Source organism: Sphingomonas faeni, assembly GCF_023195535.1.
In the GTDB taxonomy this organism is placed as follows: Bacteria; Pseudomonadota; Alphaproteobacteria; order Sphingomonadales; family Sphingomonadaceae; genus Sphingomonas; species Sphingomonas faeni_B.
This window is the reverse complement of record NZ_JALPNF010000008.1, coordinates 116050-131321: the sequence shown is the minus strand read 5'-3', so window position 1 is coordinate 131321 and position 15272 is coordinate 116050. Positions and strand designations below refer to the sequence as shown.

The 15272-nt window shown below is 66.0% G+C and carries 9 protein-coding genes; 6 read left to right on the top strand and 3 right to left on the bottom strand.

What is annotated here, in order from left to right; genetic code table 11:
* Window positions 1-50: 50 nt before the first annotated feature.
* The gene (locus tag SPHN_RS14800; protein ID WP_248524484.1) at window positions 51-1334 is read left to right on the top strand and encodes a glycoside hydrolase family 130 protein; all 1284 of its coding nucleotides are present in this window, start codon (window positions 51-53) and stop codon (window positions 1332-1334) included.
* Window positions 1335-1574: 240 nt separating this feature from the next.
* On the opposite strand, the gene SPHN_RS14795 is transcribed toward SPHN_RS14800, so the two are convergent.
* Together SPHN_RS14795 and SPHN_RS14790 are read right to left on the bottom strand one after the other, a co-directional pair.
* Window positions 1575-3548 (bottom strand): OPT family oligopeptide transporter, encoded by a 1974-nt coding sequence (locus tag SPHN_RS14795; RefSeq protein WP_248524483.1) that lies wholly within the window; start codon window positions 3546-3548, stop codon window positions 1575-1577.
* Window positions 3549-3834: 286 nt separating this feature from the next.
* Window positions 3835-5073, bottom strand: a complete 1239-nt coding sequence (locus SPHN_RS14790) for an N-acetylmuramoyl-L-alanine amidase family protein (protein ID WP_248524482.1) — start codon at window positions 5071-5073, stop codon at window positions 3835-3837.
* A 540-nt stretch (window positions 5074-5613) separates the two neighbouring features.
* Between SPHN_RS14790 and SPHN_RS14785 the strand changes: the two genes are divergently transcribed.
* The 5 genes from SPHN_RS14785 (at window position 5614) to SPHN_RS14765 (ending at window position 13222) form a co-directional block, all read left to right on the top strand.
* A complete protein-coding gene (locus SPHN_RS14785) occupies window positions 5614-8586 on the top strand; it encodes an Rne/Rng family ribonuclease (RefSeq protein WP_432715103.1) in 2973 nt (990 codons plus the stop codon).
* A 585-nt stretch (window positions 8587-9171) separates the two neighbouring features.
* Complete coding sequence (locus tag SPHN_RS14780; protein WP_248524481.1) at window positions 9172-10527, top strand: M48 family metalloprotease; 1356 nt, start codon at window positions 9172-9174, stop codon at window positions 10525-10527.
* A complete protein-coding gene (locus tag SPHN_RS14775; protein WP_248524480.1) occupies window positions 10524-11234 on the top strand; it encodes a DsbA family protein in 711 nt (236 codons plus the stop codon). The genes SPHN_RS14780 and SPHN_RS14775 overlap by 4 nt, the downstream gene beginning before the upstream one ends.
* Window positions 11235-11403: 169 nt before the next feature.
* Window positions 11404-12333 (top strand): ABC transporter ATP-binding protein, encoded by a 930-nt coding sequence (locus tag SPHN_RS14770; RefSeq protein ID WP_248524479.1) that lies wholly within the window; start codon window positions 11404-11406, stop codon window positions 12331-12333.
* Window positions 12334-12460: 127 nt separating this feature from the next.
* On the top strand, window positions 12461-13222 hold the full coding sequence (locus SPHN_RS14765; protein WP_248524478.1) for an ABC transporter permease: 762 nt from the start codon (window positions 12461-12463) through the stop codon (window positions 13220-13222).
* Between the two features lie 145 nt (window positions 13223-13367).
* On the opposite strand, the gene SPHN_RS14760 is transcribed toward SPHN_RS14765, so the two are convergent.
* Window positions 13368-15230, bottom strand: coding sequence for a CocE/NonD family hydrolase (locus tag SPHN_RS14760; RefSeq protein ID WP_248524477.1), 1863 nt, complete (start codon window positions 15228-15230; stop codon window positions 13368-13370).
* Window positions 15231-15272 lie beyond the last annotated feature (42 nt).

The following is a 15272-nucleotide window of genomic DNA, read 5'->3' as shown; positions in this document are numbered from 1 at the left end:
GCCTTGCAGGCGACGGTGCGCTGAGTGGAACGACGCGGGGCACTGCTACGATGGATCTGTTCAACCACCAGCTGCGGCTGCACGCGGATCCTTCGCGTGTCGTCGTGCGGCCGTTCCATATCGCCTGGGGCGGTCATGGCGGCGCACCGAGCCGCACCGAGCGGCTGGTCGGCGAAGTGCTGGAAATGTCGCCCGCACAGGCGCGCGCGCAGCTTGAGGTCGTGCTGAAGGATTTCGAGGCGCGCCACTGGCAGACGCGGCGCGTGTTCATGACGCGTTACGACCAGATCGAGGACATGCTCGGGCTGAACGGTGCGGAGATCGGCGACGAGAAGCGCCAGCTGATCGGCGCGTATTTCTGTCACGAATACAGCTATGCCGCTGCTGCTCTCATGAACCCCAGCGCCGTGCCGCATTTCGACCAGTCGGGCATGCCGCCGGGCTCGATGCGGATTCTTATGTCGCTGCGCGCGGTCGGCGAGGGTCACATCTCGTCGGTGGCGTTCCGCGAAGGCATCATCACCTGCGAAAACCAGATGAAGCTGGCGCCCGAACCGCCGTTCGCGACCGCGACCGACGCTGTCGGCAGCGGCGAGGACGAGATGCCCGAGGGCCCCGTCACCGTCTATCGCCACCGCGACAGCACGCTGAGCGGCACGGTGATCTTCCCGATCACGCAGGCGCAGTCGAAGGGTCTGGAGGATCTCCGCATCGTCCGGTTCCAGCACGAGAACGGCGAGTACGAGTGGATCGGCACCTACACCGCCTATAATGGCTCGGTGATCCAGTCCGAACTGATGCGCACCCGCGATTTCCGCGCGTTCGACCTCGTGCCGATGACCGGCCCCGCCGCGCGCAATAAGGGGATGGCGCTGTTCCCGCGCAAGGTGAACGGCCAGTATATGATGATCGGCCGGCAGGACGGCGAGAACCTGTTCCTGTTGAAGTCCGACACGCTGACCGACTGGGACGACGGCGAGAAGATCCTGACGCCCGAATATCCGTGGGAGCTGGTGCAGATCGGCAATTGCGGCCCGCCGATCGAGCTCGACGAGGGTTGGCTGCTGCTGACCCACGGCGTCGGCGCGATGCGCAAATACTCGATCGGCGCGGTGCTGCTCGACAAGGACGATCCGTCGAAGGTGATCGGGCGGACGAAGCAGCCGATTTTGGCCGCGAAGGACCAGGACCGCGAGGGGTATGTGCCCAACGTCGTCTACAGCTGCGGCGCGTTGAAGCACGGCGACACGATTTTCATGCCGTACGGAATCGCGGACAGTTCCGTGGGCTTCGCGTTCGTGCCGATCAAGGACATGCTTGCTGCGATGAAGTGAGAGGGGTGGGTTAGATTTTCCTACTCGCATCAGAATACCACCCCGGCGAAGGCCGGGGCCCAATTGGGGGACGCAGATAACGGCGAACTGCGCTCCGTTACGACCACCTTCCCAATTGGGCCCCGGCCTCCGCCGGGGTGGTGAGCTAAGGCTAGGTCCCGACCCCATCATGTTCTCCCGCGAAGGCGGGAGCCCAGTCTGGATCCCCGCCTTCGCGGGGAAACACGCTATCCTCAGACGTTACCGCGAAGCCGCCATCGTCCGCCGGTACATCACCCAGGTCAGCACCGCGAACAGCAGCGTCCCGCCAACGAGCGCCACGCTCGCAAATCCATCGCCAACCAACGCCAACGGCGTCTCCTTGTTGGTCAGGTACACGATCCCCGCAAAGCCAACGCCCCACAGCGACTCTCCAACGATCATTCCGGTCGCGGTCAGCACCCCCATCCGCTTGGCGAGTTCTGGATCCCGAGACCGATCCGCCCACCGATCATACGCAAACCCGACGACAGCTCCGATCGTCACCGGCAACGTCACCGACATCGGCAGATACACGCCGAGCCCGACGCCCAAAGGCGGCAACCGCAACTTCCCCGCCTTGCCCAGCAACTCGTCGGCCAGAATCACGAAAACGCCCGTCAGCGCGCCATAGCCGATCATCGCCCAGTTGAGATTGCCCCCCAGCACGCCCTTCGCCAGCGCCGAGATCAACGCCGCCTGAGGCGCCGCCAGCGCATTCGGCCCCGCCCCCGGCGCGCCAGCGAACCCGAGCGTGCTGCCGAGCAGATTGAGCACCGGCGGCACGACGATCGAGCCGAAGACAACGCCAATCAGCAACGCCACCTGCTGCTTCCACGGCGTCGCGCCGACCAGCTGGCCCGTCTTCAGATCCTGCAGATTATCGTTCGAGATCGTCGCGATGCCGAACACGATGCCCGTCACGATCAAGCCGTACGCGACCAGAGCCTGCGTTGTGCCCGGCTCCACAGCACGCCCGAACCACGACACCAGCAGGATCGACGCCGCGAGGATGGCGAGGATGCCGATCCCCGAAACAGGGGAGTTCGACGCGCCGATCAGCCCCGCCATGTATCCGCAGACCGCTGCGATCACGAGGCCGATGACGAGGATGAACAGCAGGCTGCCCGCGATCAGGCCGATCGCCGACGCCTCCAGCGGCCCACCCTGCAAGACGGTCCACAGCAGGATGCCGATCGGCACCAGCATCGCGAGCGACGCGATGCCGACGATCCCGATCGGAATGTCGCGCTCCTCCAGGGCCAGCACTTCCCCGCTCCGCTTCGCCGCCGAGGCCGCGAGCGCCGAACGCACGCCCCCGACGACAGGCCCGGCGATCTTCAACAATGTCCAGATCGCCGCAACGCCGATCACGCCCGCGCCGAAGAAACGGACGTCCGAGCGGAACACAGTGGTCGCGATGACCTCCGCGGTGCCAGTGACGCTGCCGCCAGAGGTCAGGATCGGTAGCAGGATCCACCAGCCGATGATGACGCCCGCGAACATCGCCATGCCGACCGAGATACCGACTAGGTGCCCCGCGCCGAGCAACGCGAACGACAGTCCGCCCGAGATCCCGGTCGCGCCTGCACCGACGCGAAACCACGTCGCGGCTTCGGCGGCGACCAGCTTGGTCTGCGTCAGGATCGCGAACCCAGCCGAGACGACGGCGTTGACGACGATAATGCCCAGCCCGCGCGCGCTCTCCTCGCCACCCTCGCGACTGCCAGCGCCGACCTTCAACACCTCGGCGGCCGCGCGGCCCTCAGGGTACGGCAACACCGTGTCGACGACGAGCGCACGGCGCAGCGGGACCGAGAACAGCACGCCGAGCACGCCGCCGAACATCGTGATCGCCGCGGTGGTGAAGAACGGAAAGCCCTGCCACCAGCCGATCATCACCAGCCCCGGCAGCACGAAGATGATCGCTGCCAGCGTGCCGGCGGCGGACGCGATCGTCTGGACAATGTTGTTCTCGAGGATCGTCGAATCCTTGAACGCCCGCAGCACCGCCATCGAAATCACCGCGGCCGGGATCGAGGTCGCGAACGTCAGTCCGATCTTAAGCCCGAGATACACGTTCGCCGCGGTGAACAGCAGCGTGATGATCCCGCCGAGCACGATCCCGCGGAAAGTAAGCTCGCGCATGCTCGTCTCGGGGCCTGTGTCGGGTACGCCCCGCGTCGCGTCGGTCATCTGGTGTGTCCTGAAAATTCAGGTTCCCGAATGCCGCGTGAGCTTCTGGAGCGCAACCACCACCCCCCTCCGTCACCCCGGACCTGTTCCGGGGTCCACGGTTCCGCAAACTCACTTCTCTCGATGATGCGGAACGGTGGATGCCGGAACGAGCCCGGCATGACGGAGGGGCGGGAGGAAACCGTATCGACTGCAGCTAGCGTGTTCTCCCGCGAAGGCGGGATCCCAGTCTGGGCCCCCGCCTTCGCGGGAGAACAAGGAGCAGGAGGTTGCCCTCTCCCCGAACCTACCGCGCCGCCATCCGCCGCGCGAAATGCACCTCGACCGCGCGCGTCACGCTCTCCGCGATGCGGTTCCGGCCATCGGCACTGTCGAGGAACGCTGCGTCCTGCGGGTTGGAGATATAGCCCGTCTCGAAGAGGATCGACGGCATGTCGGGCGCCTTCAAGACCATCAACGACGCCATCCGGTGGAAGTTCGCCTTGAGCGGCATCAACGGCTTGGCTTCGCGCCCGAGCAACCGTGCAAACGTTGCCGAGGCGTTCATCGTCTCGCGCTGCGTCAGGTCGATCAGGATCGACGACACGTCCGCGGGCGCCTCCCCCAGGTTCACGCCCGAGATCACGTCCGCCTTGTTCTCGCGCGCCGCCAGCCGCGCGGCTTCCTTGTCGGACGCCACTTCGGACAAGGTGTAGGCAGTCGCGCCGGTCGCATATTCCGACCCGGTGCTGTCGCAGTGAATCGAGATGAACAGATCGCCCCTCAACCGCCGCGCCACGCCGTAGCGCTCGCGCAGAACCAGATACCGGTCGTCGTCCCGCGTCAGCGCCACGCGTACGCGCCCTGATGCCAGCAATTCGTCGCGAATGGCGCGCGCGACCTTCAGCGTCACATCCTTCTCGCGCAGTCCGTTCGGTCCGATCGCGCCCGGATCGACACCGCCATGGCCCGCATCGATCACCACCAGCGGGCGCGTGTCGTCGCCCTGCACGCGCGGCAGTTTCATCCCCCGCGCCTTGGGTGGCACCGCAACCGACACCTTGTATTTCGGCCGCGTCTTCGTTCCGAACGTAAACGGGAAGAAGTTGAGAGGCCCGGCGATTCCCGCCTGCACGAACTGGGTGTCGTCGACCTTGCGCAACGCCAGCGTCAACTCACGACCTTCGGAATCGAACCCGCCATCGGTGACGATCGCCGGCGCGGCCAGATCGAACACGATCCGCGCGCCCGTGCCGCGTCGCATCTGCGTCACGCTGGTCACGACCCCGCGCCCCGCGAAATCGCGCCCCGGCGTCAGGCCCGACACGTCGACCGCGATCTGCTGTGGCCCTGTGAGAATTTGGCTGGCGGCATTGCCGACCGCTTCGTCGAAGCGGATGACGATCTGGCCGCCCTTGATCGACACGCTCTGCACGGTCGCCGCCCACGCGGGGACGCTCGTCAGCCAGCCGGCCATGAGGGCGATTACCGCGAACACCCCGCGTCCTTGCCGTGCGGAACTGCCGCCGGTCCAGCGAAAAGCCATGCTACACCCCTTCGATCGATACATCCGATCACCGCAGCGATAGGTAAGCCCCCACGTCCCAAGAGCGCGTTGCAGGGTGCGGTTAATTTGCCGTTTGCCATGAATTTGCCGGCAAGGCTCTGCCGGGCCGGCAAGACTGCGCCTTCCCGCCCTGAATTCGAGCCGAAACGCGGCGGAAACCATCCAATATCGGGCTAGTTGCGAGATCGGGTATGCAGTGCTAGTCCTGTCGTACAGCCGTGTGTCGCCTGGATTTTACCAGCGACGCGCCGGTCTTCACGCCCGCCTGCGGATCCTTCGCCGGCGCGGCACTTCAGGTTGACGCTCGAATGACGCATTCCCCCCGCCCCGCACTCCGACCGGCCTTCGCCGACGGACTCGCGGTCGTGCGGGCGCCGCAGGGAGAGTTCCCGCGGCATGCACTTCGCGCAGAGGCAGTTTCGCACACCATCCGCGAGTCCGGGCGTCCGTGCCCGACCGCACCACCATCAAGCGCGCGACGGCTGCCGACAGGCCCGGCGCGCGCGCGGAGAATCTATAATGACAACGCGCATGCTGATCGACGCACGCCACCGGGAAGAAACCCGGATCGCAGTCGTCAAGGGTAACCGGATCGAGGAATTCGATTTCGAGAGTGCCGAACGCAAGCAGCTCAAGGGCAATATCTACCTCGCCAAGGTCACGCGGGTCGAACCGTCGCTCCAGGCGGCGTTCATCGATTACGGCGGCAATCGCCACGGCTTTCTCGCCTTCAGCGAGATCCACCCCGATTACTACCAGATCCCCAAGGAAGATCGCGACGCGCTGCTCCGCGAGGAAGCCGAGCACGCCGCCGAGGAAGCTGCGCTGCGCGCCGACTACGACTCGGACGACGAAGAGGGTGACGACGAGGACGACATCGAGCGCTTCGAGGACGATGGCGGGGTAGATCCCGACGTCGCTGACGAACTCGAGGGCAACGAAGCCGGTGAAGCCCCGCGCCGCAAGCGCAAGTCGAACGGCGACGACGCCGCGGTCGAGGACCTGCGCGAGCGCCGCATGAACCTGCGCCGCCGCTACAAGATCCAGGACGTGATCCATCGCCGCCAGGTGCTGCTCGTCCAAGTCGTCAAGGAGGAGCGCGGCAACAAGGGCGCAGCGCTGACCACGTACCTGTCGCTGGCCGGTCGCTACTGCGTGCTGATGCCGAACACGAGCCACGGCGGCGGCATTTCGCGCAAGATCAGCAACGCGGGCGATCGCAAGCGCCTCAAGACGATCATGGCCGACATGCAGTTGCCGCCGTCGATGGGCTGCATCGTCCGCACCGCAGGGCTGCAGCGCTCGAAGGTCGAGATCAAGCGCGACTTCGATTACCTCGCCCGCCTCTGGGACGGCATCCGCGAGGCCACGCTCAAGGCGTCGGCCCCCGCGCTCGTCTACGGCGACAGCGACCTAATCAAGCGCGCGATCCGCGACATCTACAACAAGGAAATCGAAGAGGTCATTGTCGAGGGCGAGGACGGCTATCGCCAGGCGCGCGAGTTCATGCGCCTGCTGATGCCGACGCACGCCCGTCGCATCAAGCATTACGCCGACCCCGTGCCGCTGTTCCAGCGCGCCGGCGTCGAGGATCAGCTGTCGGCGATGTACCATCCCGTCGTCCAGCTGAAGTCGGGCGGCTACCTCGTCATCAACCCGACCGAGGCGCTCGTCTCGATCGACATCAACTCGGGCCGGTCGACGCGCGAGCATTCGATCGAGCAGACCGCGACCGCGACCAACCTCGAAGCCGCACAGGAAATCGGTCGCCAGCTCCGCCTGCGCGACATGGCCGGGCTCGTCGTCATCGACTTCATCGACATGGATAACAATTCCAACGTCCGTAAGGTCGAGAAGGCGATGAAGGAGGCGCTCAAGAACGATCGCGCGCGCATCCAGATCGGCCGCATCTCGTCGTTCGGCCTCATGGAAATGAGCCGCCAGCGCCTGCGTACCGGCGTGCTCGAGGCGTCCACCCGCCCCTGCCCGCATTGCGAGGGAACCGGCCTGGTCCGCACCGCGTCGTCGTCGGGCATCTCAGCGCTGCGCCTAATCGAGGACGAGGCCGCCCGCGGTCGCGGCTCGCTGCTGACGCTGCGCGCGAGCCAGGAAGCCGCGGTCTACATCCTCAACCGCAAGCGCGCCGACATCTCGGAGATCGAGGATCGCTACGGCGTGATCGTCGAGATCATTCCCGGCCAGGACGAGGAAGGCGCGCACATGACGGTCGAGGCCAGCGGCCCGCCGCCCGCGCATGCGCCCAAGTTCGTCCAGATCATCGAGGAAGACGATGACGATCTTCCCGAGGAGATCGAGGACGAGATCGAGGAAGAAGAAGTCGAGGAGGCCGAAGCCGAGCAGCCGCGTCGTCGCGAGGGCGGTCGTGAGCTCCGCGAGGGTAATGGCGAGCAGCGCGCACCGCGTGAAAACGGTCGCGATGCGGACGGTGAAGGCGGCAAGAAGCGCCGCCGTCGCCGCGGTCGTCGTGGTCGTGCACGTCCCGGTGAGGAAGGTGCAGCAGAGGGCGTCAACGAGGATGGCACGTTCGAGGACGCCGACACCAACGTCGAGGAAATCGACGAGGTCGAGGGCGACATCGTCGAAGTCGGCGGTGGCGAAGCGCTCGAGGGCAGCGCACCTGCCGAGCAGGCCAACGGCGTCGAGGGCGAAGGCCGTCGTCGTCGCGGTCGTCGGGGACGTCGTGGCGGTCGTCGCAACGAGCAGGGCGGGTCCGAGAATGGCCAGTCGGTAGCCGTCAGCAGCATCGACGATGCCCAGCTGATTGCTGAGGCACCCGAGCCGGAAGCGTACGAGCCGGTCGAGTCGACCTATGCCGAGCCGCCTTACGAGCCCGCGTTCGAGCAGGCCGTCGAGGAAGCCCCGGTCGCGGAAGTGGCCGAGGGCCCGAAGATGCGCCGTCGTCCGCGTGCCCGTGCGGCAGCCGCAGCGGCGAACATCGCCGAGGCGGTCGCCGATGCAGCCCCCAAGGCTCGCCGTGGTCGCAAGCCACGCGCGGTCGAGGCGGAAGCCGAGACGGTTGCACCGGAGCCAGTGGTTCTGGAGCCGATCGTTCCGGAACCCGTCGCTGCCGAACCTGCTGCGCCAAAGGCAGGCCGTCGCCGTCGCGAAGCGGTTGCAGAAGCGACGATGGACGAGGTGAGCGCAACGCCCGCCGAAACCATCAAAGCGTCGGCGCCCAAGCCCAAGCGTGCACGTCGCAAGGCGTCGGACGCGGTAGTCGAAGCCCCAGCGGTTGAAGAGGCGGTCGTCGAGGAAGCCCCTGCCAAGGCCGCCAAGCCCCGCGGTCGCCCGCGCAAGGCAGCCGTGGTCGAAGCCGGCGACGCCGCCCCGACCAGCGAACCGCTCGCCGAGCCGATCACGACCACCCCTCCCAAGGCCGAGGTCCAGCCCCAGGACGTCGCGACTTCGGACACCAACGACGACCCCGACGGCGCCCCCCGCCGCGGCTGGTGGCAGCGCACCTTCGGCTAACGCCGGACGCTAGCCTCCAAAGAAACGGGCGCGACCGAAAGGCCGCGCCCGTTTTCGTTTGTTAAGGTAAAGCTGAAACTATCGGTGACGCGCCGTGCGACAAAGCTTGTTCACCCGCGAAGGCGGGGACACAAGACACGGGCGATGCTAGGTTTGGGTTCTAGTGCTCTTAACGAGGAACGCCTGCCCCCTCCACCCACACCACCACCCCGGCGAAGGCCGGGGCCCAATTGGAGAGGTGGCAATAACGGCACGCTGCCCCCCGTTAGCCCGGTCCCCCAATTGGACCCCGGCCTCCGCCGGGGTGGTAGCTATTAGACGACACCGTCTTGGCAGCACCGTCTCGAACGCGTCCCCACGCCACTCCAAATCAAGACCCGCCGCCCCAAACCGAACCCGTCACCCCAGCGAAAGCTGGGGTATCCCCCTGTGGCACGCGACGCCCGCCAAACGGGGAGATCCCAGCTTTCGTTGGGATGACGGTGATCGGGGGAAGCGACGCCAGCTCCTGACTACCCACACTCCACCGCACCCCTCACCGCACGACCATTGCCCCCCCGCCCCCAATCGACGATACCCCGCATTATGAAGCGCCTAGTAGCCGCCGCAGCCACCGCCCTCCTCCTCTGGACGACGCCCCTCCAGGCCCAGTCGATCCTCCGCGACGCCGAGACCGAAACAATGTTCGCGGAAATGTCGAAGCCGCTCGTCAGGGCGGCCGGGCTCTCCACCCGCGACGTGAAGGTCGTCCTCATCAACGACGAGTCGATCAACGCGTTCGTCGCCGGCGGGCAGACCGTCTACGTCCACTCAGGCCTGATCCAGGCCGCCGACAACGCCAACGAAGTCCAGGGCGTCATCGCCCACGAGCTCGGCCACATCGCCGACGGGCATGTCGTACTCGCCGATCGCGGCACCAAGCCGGCGATGGGCATGTACCTGCTGTCGATGGTCCTCGGCCTCGCCGCGATGGCCGCCGGCAGCGGCGAAGCAGGCGCCGGCATCATGGCCGCGGGCCAGCAGGCCGCGATGGGCAGCTACCTCTCGTTCAGCCGCGTCCAGGAATCCACCGCCGACGCGACCGGCGCGAAATTCCTCCGCGAAGCCAACGTCTCCGGCCGCGGCATGCTGAGCTTCTTCAAGAAATTGCAGCAGCAGGAATATCGCTACGGCACCGCCAACATCGACCCGTTCATGCAGTCGCATCCGCTGTCTGGCGAGCGCGTCGCGACGCTCACCGCCGACCTGCAAGCCTCGCCCGCCTGGGCCAACAAGCCTGACGCAGCGCTGGAGGAACGCTTCCGCCGCGTGAAGGCCAAGCTCGCCGGCTACGTCATGCCCGCCGACCAGGCGCTGCAAGCCTACCCGCCGAGCGACCAGTCGATCTACGCCCACTACGCCCGTGCCTACGCGTACCACAAAGCCGGCTACCCCGAAAAAGCCGATGCCGAGGCCAACGCGCTGGTGAAGGCCGAACCGACCGATCCCTATTTCCTCGAGATCAAGGGGCAGATCCTGCTTGAGGCGGGCAAGCCGGTCGAGTCGCTCGTCCCCTTGCGCGAAGCCACGGAGGGTTCGCGCAACAACCCGCTGATCGCCACCACCTTCGGCCATGCGCTGATCGCGACCGAGAACAAGGCGAACTATCCCGAGGCGACGAAGGTCCTGCGCACAGCGGTCGGCCGCGACGACCAGAACCCGTTTGCCTGGATGCAGCTCGGCACCGTCTACGAACTGACCGGAGACACCGCGCGGGCGGCTCTGGCCACCGCCGAACGCGCCAGCATGGGCGGCGACATGCGGACCGCGTCGGCGAGCGCGCAATATGCGCTGGCGAACATCCCGGCGAACACCACCGACTGGATCCGCGCGCAGGATATCGCGATGGTCGCGCAGAACGAGATGGACGACAATCCCAAGCAGTATAAGCGCCGCAAATGAGCAAATTTACATTCCCGGCCGTCGCTTTGATCGGCGCCACCCTCGGGGGCCTTGCGGTGTGGGGCTATGACCGCCAGGGCGGCGGCGTCGAGCGTGCGCAGGTCGAATCGATCGTCCACGATTACGTTCTCGCACACCCCGAGATCCTCCCCGAGGCGATGGACAAACTGCGCGACCGCGAGTCGGGCAAGACCGTCACCGCGAACCGCGACGCGATCGTCACGCCGTTCGGCAGCGCCTGGGCCGGCAACCCCAAGGGCGACGTCACGCTCGTCGAGTATTTCGATTACAACTGCGGCTATTGTCGCGCGAGCCTGCCGATGATCGCCAAGCTGATCGCCGCCGACCCGAAAGTCCGCGTCGTCTTCCGCGAACTCCCGATCCTCAGCGCGGAAAGCCGCATCGCCGCCCGCGCGAGCCTCGCCGCCGCGCAACAGGGCAAGTTCGGCGCGTTCCACGACGCGCTCTACGCCGGCGGCCCGGTCAACGACGCGACGATTGCCGCCGCTGCGAGCAAGGCCGGGGTCGACACGACGCAGGCTAGCTTCACCAAAACCGCCGACGCGGAAATCGCCAAGAACATGGAGACGGCCGCCAAGCTCGGCATGACCGGCACCCCGAGTTGGGTGGTAGGTGACCGGGTATTGTCGGGGGCTCTGCCGCTGGAAGATCTGCAAAAAGCGGTCGCGGCGGCGCGGGCCGGCTGACCCCACCCACTTCCGTCATCCTGACGAAAGTCAGGACCCAGAGCCGCAATCGTAACGCGCATGGCTCTGGATCCTGGGTCGAGCCCAGGATGACGGGATTTGGGTAGCCCGCCCCCCTATCAATAGGAGCGCACCACCCCCATCTTCCCCACACGAAAAAGGGGTGCCAATGACCGAACCGATCCTGTCCATCGCGGGCGTCACCAAGACCTACAAGAGTGGCACCACCGCCCTCCACCCCGTCGACCTCGACATCAAGAAGGGCGAGATCTTCGCGCTCCTCGGCCCCAACGGCGCGGGCAAGACGACGCTGATCAGCATCATCTGCGGTATCGTCACGCCCTCCGCCGGCACGATCAAGGTCGCCGGCTACGACGCGATCAAGGATTATAAGCAGGCGCGCAGCCGCATCGGCCTCGTGCCGCAGGAACTCAACGTCGACATGTTCGAGACGGTGCTCGCCACCGTCACCTTCAGCCGCCGCCTGTTCGGCCGCTCGGGGCATAGCGATTACATCGAACAGGTGCTCCGCGACCTCTCGCTCTGGGACAAGCGCGACGCGAAGATTCGCGAACTGTCGGGCGGCATGAAGCGCCGCGTGCTGATCGCGAAAGCGCTCAGCCATGAGCCCGAAATCCTGTTCCTCGACGAGCCCACCGCGGGCGTCGACGTGGCACTGCGTCGCGACATGTGGAAGCTCGTCCACCGCCTGCGCGAGGGCGGCACGACGATCATCCTGACGACGCATTACATCGAGGAAGCCGAGGAAATGGCCGACCGCGTCGGTGTGATAAACAAGGGCAAGTTGCTGCTCGTCGACGACAAGGCGTCGCTGATGAAGAAGCTTGGCAAGCGCGAGTTGGACATCGCGCTGCAGGATCCGATGACGACGATCCCCGCAGAACTGGCCGACTGGGATTTGTCGCTACAGGACGACGGCAAGCGCCTCCGCTACGTATTCGATGCGCAGGCCGACCATACCGGCATCCCGTCGTTGCTCCGCAAGCTCGCCGAACTCGGCATCGGCTTCAAGGACCTCGAAACCAGCAAATCGAGCCTCGAAGACATCTTCGTCGATCTCGTCGGAGAGCGCGCATGACCGTCCCAAAACTCCTCCGTCACCCCGGACTCGTTCCGGGGTCCACCGTGCCGCGAGTCAACGGTGCATGGGTCAAGCCCACCGGTGGATGCCGGAACGAGCCCGGCATGACGGAAGGCAAGCGCGCATGAACACCCATGGCATCTGGGCGATCTACCGCTTCGAAATGGCGCGTGCGCTGCGCACCTTGTGGCAGAGCCTCGTCACGCCGGTCCTCACGACCTCGCTGTATTTCATCGTCTTCGGCGGTGCGATCGGCAGTCGCATGCAGAATGTCGGTGGTGTCGATTACGGCAGCTTCATCGTTCCCGGCCTGATCATGCTGTCGTTGCTCACGCAGAGCATCTCGAACGCGTCGATCGGCATCTACTTCCCGAAGTTCACCGGCACGATCTACGAGCTGTTGTCGGCACCCGTCTCGGCGATGGAAATGGTGATCGGCTATGTCGGCGCGGCGACCACCAAGTCGGTGATCCTCGGGCTGATCATCCTCGTGACGGCGTCGTTCTTCGTGCCGCTGCGCATCGAGCACCCGTTTGCGATGCTCGCGTTCCTGATCCTGACCGCGGTGGCGTTCAGCCTGTTCGGGTTCATCATCGGCGTCTGGGCCAACGGGTTCGAGCAACTGAACTTCGTCCCCGCACTGCTGATCACGCCACTGACCTTCCTCGGCGGCGCGTTCTACTCGATCGACATGCTGCCGCAGCCGTGGCGGACGTTCAGCCTGTTCAACCCGGTCGTGTACCTGGTGAGCGGCTTCCGCTGGAGCTTCTTCGGGCAGGGTGACGTCGCGGTCGGGGTGAGCCTCGCGGTAACGGCCGGCTTCCTCGCGGTATGCCTGTTGGTGATCGCGTGGATCTTCAAGACCGGCTGGCGGATGAAAAACTGAAGGAAGACAGACGCACCACCCCGGCGGAGGCCGGGGCCCAATTGGTGAGGTTGCAGTAACGACGCGCTGTCTCTCGTCAGCAACGTTTCCCAATGGACCCCGGCCTTCGCCGGGGTGGTGCGTACATGCCGCTCGGCCGTCAAACCTACCGCATTACCGGCAACGTGATGCGCGAGCCCGCGCAAACCTTCTGCGTCGCCTTCACGTAATCCCCCGGTTTCGCCCGCCCGATATTATCCACGAACGATTGCGGGTTGCGGTCGATCATCGGGAACCATGTCGACTGGATTTGCACCATGATCCGGTGCCCCGCCTTGAACACATGGTCGTGGTCGCGCAGCGGCACGTCCCACGCGACGACCCTGCCCGGCACCAGGGGTTGCGGCGCCGTATCACTCGCCAGGAACCGCCCGCGCCGCACCTCCATCGCGATCGGCAGCTGATAGCCGTTGAGCGTCTTCGCATAATCGCCCGGTTGCGCCGTGCGGCCGTCGAACGCCTCGGTATCGTCGGGCAGCACGTCGATCAGCTTCACCACGAAATCGCTGTCCGTGCCGCTAGTCGACGCCTGCAAAGTCGCCGACAACGCCCCCGTCACGGTGAGGTCCGCGGTCAGCGGCTCCGACACATACCCGAGCACATCGGGCCGGTGGTCGACGAAGCGCTGGTCGTCCGCCTCCCACCACGACCAGTCCGGGCTGGCATAGGTCGCCGACATCGGCCGCCGGCGGAACGGCACCGGGTTCGCCGGATCGGACACGTAATCACGGCATCCCTCGCCCGCGGCCGGCGCAGTGAACGACAGGCTGCCGTCCGTGTGCAGGTACAGGTTCGTCGCCTTCGCGCCCGTCGGAGGCCAGGCCGCATAGGTCTTCCAGACGTTCGAGCCCGACTGGAACATCTTCGCCGCGAAGTCCGGCCGCGCGCCCTTGCCGTGCAGCCAATAGGCGAAGAACGGCGCCTGGATCTGTTCCTGGAATTGCGTACCGCTCGCCGTGCCGAGCGGGATCGGCCCGAGGTGATCCGCCGTGCCCTGCCACCCGCCATGCCGCCACGGCCCCGCCACCATCTGCGCGAGATTGTCCGGATCGTTGCGCTTCTGCTTCGCGTAGATCTGCCACGAACCCCACGGATCCTCCTGATCCCAGAACCCGGCGACGTTCAGCGTCGGGACGGTCGTCTTGCCGAGCGAGTCCGTCCAACGCTGCGCGGTGTAGAAGCCATCGTGGTTCGGGTGATCGAGCAGCGACGTGAACATCGGCACGCGGCCCTTGAAGACGTTTCGGTCGATCGCCTCCGCCGACCCCGCCTTCAGGAAATAGTCGTACGTATCGCTCGGATAGGCAAAATCGGAATTCTTCGTCTTGTCGAGTTGCAGCGACGACACCCAGTCGGTCGCATAGCTCAGCCGCAGCGCGCCGTTGCGGTGGAGGTCGTCAGACTGCCAGTAATCGATCCATGCCGCCTGCGGGGAGACCGCCTTCAGCGCGGGATGCGGGTTCGCCAGCGCGACGGCCGCGGCGAAACCGGGATAGGACACGCCCCACATGCCGACCTTGCCGGTGTTCGCGGGGACGTTCTTCACCAGCCATCCGACGGTGTCGTAGGCGTCCGTGGCCTCGTCGACCGCTTTCGGATCGCCGGCCCCGTTGCCCTTGACATGCACTGCGGTCGAGAGCGTGAAGACGCCGTCCGACTTGAACCGCCCGCGCATTGACTGGAACACGAAGATGTAGCCGTCCTTCATCAGCGGACCGAACCGGCTGGCGTTGGGAAACGGCGCGTCCGGCACGCCGTAGGGGGTCCGCTGGAGCAGGATCGGCAGCGGCCCGGTCATCCCGCGCGACCGCATGATGACCGTCTGCAATTTCGCCCCGTCGCGCATCGGCACCATCACCTCCTCGAAGGTGAAGGGGGATTGGGACGCGGTCTGCGTGGTCTGCGCAAACGTGGCGGCAGGCACCGCGGCGGTGATCGCGAGCGCGAGCAGGAGGGCGTGGCGCGACATGGATTTCCCTTCGTGAACCGTGCCGCGATTGGACGAACCCTG

Excerpts from the sequence above, each read along its gene's own strand:
- SPHN_RS14800 (WP_248524484.1), top strand. The coding sequence starts at position 51 with ATGGATCTGTTCAACCACCAGCTGCGGCTGCACGCGGATCCTTCGCGT.
- SPHN_RS14795 (WP_248524483.1), bottom strand. The coding sequence starts at position 3,548 with ATGACCGACGCGACGCGGGGCGTACCCGACACAGGCCCCGAGACGAGC.
- SPHN_RS14790 (WP_248524482.1), bottom strand. The coding sequence starts at position 5,073 with ATGGCTTTTCGCTGGACCGGCGGCAGTTCCGCACGGCAAGGACGCGGG.
- SPHN_RS14785 (WP_432715103.1), top strand. The coding sequence starts at position 5,614 with ATGACAACGCGCATGCTGATCGACGCACGCCACCGGGAAGAAACCCGG.
- SPHN_RS14780 (WP_248524481.1), top strand. The coding sequence starts at position 9,172 with ATGAAGCGCCTAGTAGCCGCCGCAGCCACCGCCCTCCTCCTCTGGACG.
- SPHN_RS14775 (WP_248524480.1), top strand. The coding sequence starts at position 10,524 with ATGAGCAAATTTACATTCCCGGCCGTCGCTTTGATCGGCGCCACCCTC.
- SPHN_RS14770 (WP_248524479.1), top strand. The coding sequence starts at position 11,404 with ATGACCGAACCGATCCTGTCCATCGCGGGCGTCACCAAGACCTACAAG.
- SPHN_RS14765 (WP_248524478.1), top strand. The coding sequence starts at position 12,461 with ATGAACACCCATGGCATCTGGGCGATCTACCGCTTCGAAATGGCGCGT.
- SPHN_RS14760 (WP_248524477.1), bottom strand. The coding sequence starts at position 15,230 with ATGTCGCGCCACGCCCTCCTGCTCGCGCTCGCGATCACCGCCGCGGTG.